The sequence below is a fragment of the Microcystis sp. LE19-10.1B genome (assembly GCF_027530565.1).
GTDB classification, from domain to species: Bacteria; Cyanobacteriota; Cyanobacteriia; order Cyanobacteriales; family Microcystaceae; genus Microcystis; species Microcystis aeruginosa.
The window spans coordinates 1-3408 of the sequence record NZ_JAPZQM010000731.1; the positions used below are offsets into that span (position 1 = coordinate 1).

Consider the following 3408-nt stretch of genomic DNA (forward strand, 5'->3'; position numbering starts at 1 on the left):
GGAAACCATCTATCTATTTCGATGTAATTTCTGCCGTACCAACGGCATTTATAGGCTAATTGTCGGGTAATTTCTCCCCAACTAACGTCAGATATTGCCTGAGATAATTTCGGGTTTTTGACCATATTCTTAACGGCTAAATTCTCAACCACAATCGTTTGGTTTTCCCGAACTAATTGAGTGGTTAGCTTGTGTAAATGGTCTTTTCTGCTATCGGTGATTTGAGCGTGAATCTTGGCTACTTTGATTCTTGCTTTTTCCCGATTTTTTGACCCTTTCGCAGTCTCCGATAATGCTTTTTAAAATGCTTGGGATTAGACACTTTATCGCCATCGCTGGTAATCACGAGGCTACTAATTCCTAAGTCAATTCCAATGGCTTTATCTGTTACTGGGAAAGGCTTAATTGTTGGGTCATCAAATCTAATTGAAATATGCCAGCGTCCAGAAGGATGTAATCTGACTGTTACTGTGCTTGGTTCACAGCTTTCTGGGATTTGTCTTGACCATCGAATAGGTAAAGGTTCTGTGCATTTAGCTAAATAGACTTGTCTGTCTTTAAATTTAAAAGCAGACTTGGTAAATTCGGCACTTCCTCCCTGATGTTTTTTCTTAAAGTTAGGATACTTAGTACGACCAGCAAAGAAATTAGTAAAAGCTGTTTGTAGGTGTCTTAACCCTTGTTGTAAAGGTACACAGCTAACTTCATTGAGAAAGTTTAATTCTTCTTGTTTTTTCCACTCGGTTAGCATTGAAGACGTTTCAGCATATCCTACTCTTTCTTGTCTTTCATACCAAGCTTGTGTTCTGACATGGAGAGCTTTGTTGTAAACTAATCTTACACAGCCCAATGTGCGCCGCAATAGCGACTCTTGTTCTGGTGTGGGGTAAAATCGAAACGAATAGGCTTTTTCCATATCCCGCATTCTAGCATATATCGTGTAAATGTGCTAATATTTGACGGTAAAGCCGTCGTAGAACGACGGGGTTTCAGACCCAAAATTTTCGATGAAATTTGCAATCCCATTGAATTTGACCCCGTATTATGGGAACTAACCCCCAAAAGCCTTGCTACAGGGCAAATTTAGAATTGCTGTCTTCACCCCGACATTTGAGATAAAAACCCCTAAGAGGATTTGTTAGGGGTTTTTACCCATCAGGAAACTGGTCACAACTTGTCGTAAAGTGAAATAGGACTGACCAGTGCCACCGATTTTGATTAGCAAACTCCCATGATTCATCAACCCCCGGCGGGGACAAGGGATTTATTACCCCTAGAAGTTACCCAAAAAGGCTGGATTAACGATCGCCTTCAGTCTGTCTTTCAGCGTTGGGGCTATCAAAGGATCGTCACCTCCACCATTGAATGGCTCGATACCCTCACCGCAGGCGGTGCGATCGATCCCAGCACCGTGATCCAACTCCACGGGGATAGTCAAGGACTATCGGGATTACGCCCTGAATTAACCGCTTCCATTGCCCGCAGTGCCGTCACCCGCATGAGTGGGGAGTCCTATCCCCAACGTCTCTGTTATCGGGCTAACGTTTTTCGTCGCCCTAGCGCCGGTTATCACGGTCGTCAAGTGGAATTCTATCAAGCGGGGGTAGAACTGCTCTTTTCTGGCGGTTTACTAGCCGATGCCGAGATTTTACTGCTCCTGGCCGACTGTTTCGATAGTTTGGCCGTCCCTAACTGGCAGATTATTTTAGGAGAAGCGGGTTTGACTCGTTCGCTACTTTCTCCCTTTCCGGATCCCTTACGCGAACAGGTGAAACGCTGTTTAGCCCTCCTCGACTACGTTAGCCTCGAAAATCTTCCCTATCCTAACGAAATCCTCCGGCAGCAAGCCCGACAATTATTCCAGCTGCGCGGTAATCCTGAGGATGTCCTCGCACAAGTGGCAGTATTGGCCCAGGAAGAATCAGCCCAAAAAGCCGTTAATAACCTTAAATCCCTAGTAGAGCTGCTTAATGCCGATCGCTCTGGGCCTTTCCCCCTAATTCTCGATTTAAGTCTGATTCAAACCTTTGATTACTACACCGGCATCGTTTTTAAAGCGGTTAGTGATCACCAGCAAAATCTCAGTATTTTAGGCCAGGGCGGACGCTATGATCAATTATTGGGCGTTTTTCATCCCCAGGGCCAATCGGCTCCGGGTATCGGTTTTTCCCTGAATATCGAAGAACTGCACGAAAGTTTATTATCGGGGCAGACTTTACCCACTCAAGCTGCCCCCCTCGACTGGTTGCTTATCCCTTTGGGTAATAACGCCCAGATAGCGACTTTTAGTAAAGCTCGCTCCCTTCGCACCGGTGATCCGAATCTGAGAGTGGCGATCGATTTAGGGGGTCGCAGCGAGGCACAAATTCGTACCTATGCCCGCGATCGAATGATTAAAAATCTCGCCTGGGTGCAGGAAGATGGTTCCGTGAGCGAAGAATCTCTCTAAAAGGGGGCAAAAGCAGCGAAAATACTGCCTTCTGCCCGCTGCTATAGGACTCTATCTAGGGTTTGCGGCAAAAAGTACGGGCGAAGCATTCGGGCAATAACCTATCGGTGAAACCGTAGATTTTTTATCCGAATGCTTCGCCCCTACAGGACGCGGGCCGATGAAAACGCAAGGTTTTGAAGCACGATTCCCTCAAAATCTTGCACCTGTTTCGCGAGAATAGACCTCGTTTCCACACATAAACCAGAAGAGCCGTTAAAAAACTTTATAAATAATATTGATTGGTTTGTTTATAATAACCATCATTAATACCCACTGAAACCATAATAAATCATAAGCAAAAATCAATGTTAATAATCGATTCTAGTCTATACCAGAGATGAACGTGGGTTGGGTTAAAGCATGAAACCCAACGCTGACGGCGATAATTGATCCGCTTCTTGGCAGGGTAACGACTAGGGCTGTCCCAAGTGCGGGAAACGGCGATTTTAAAATTTTCACCCTTTATTCAAGAAAAAATCATGTCAACTCCTTTTTTGGTTAAAGATGTCCGTCCCGGTTTATCTGGTTCCTTCCCCAAATATCTGACGGCATTATATAGTTTTACCAATAAATGTTAGAACAAAGATGTAGATGTAGGTTGCTCTAATGGGAAGTTTTGTGACGACAAGTAGCATTGATGATATTTATGGGGAATAATAGATTTAGATGAGTGCCTAACTTTCCAATTGGTAGCGACTCGCCATGAAACAACCAACCGCCAATTATGATGAACCCTGGAAAGAAGCATTAAGCGAGTATTTTGAAGCGTTTTTATACCTGGACTTCCCCCATACAGAAATACTAAAAAATTAACAAAACCCTTACTGCCTGGAGCTTCTCAGAAAAAATTGAAAAGACGCTACTGGGTACATTTTCCCTTTGAAAATGGCTGTACCGTTGACTGTATCTAGAGTAGA

The 3408-nt window shown here is 44.1% G+C and carries 1 protein-coding gene and 1 pseudogene; one reads left to right on the forward strand and one right to left on the reverse strand.

The annotated features are described in order from the left end of the window. Positions 1 to 916 (reverse strand): annotated as a pseudogene (locus O9332_RS26240) (RNA-guided endonuclease InsQ/TnpB family protein); the annotation flags it as partial. A gap of 315 nt (positions 917 to 1231) precedes the next feature. On the opposite strand from O9332_RS26240, the gene O9332_RS26245 reads away from it, so the two are divergent. Continuing rightward, the gene (locus O9332_RS26245) at positions 1232 to 2449 is read left to right on the forward strand and encodes an ATP phosphoribosyltransferase regulatory subunit (protein ID WP_002760878.1); all 1218 of its coding nucleotides are present in this window, start codon (positions 1232 to 1234) and stop codon (positions 2447 to 2449) included. The last annotated feature ends 959 nt before the right edge of the window (positions 2450 to 3408 follow it).

What these genes read in the sequence shown, in the direction of transcription:
- O9332_RS26245 (WP_002760878.1), top strand. Translation starts at nt 1,232, where the DNA reads ATGATTCATCAACCCCCGGCGGGGACAAGGGATTTATTACCCCTAGAA.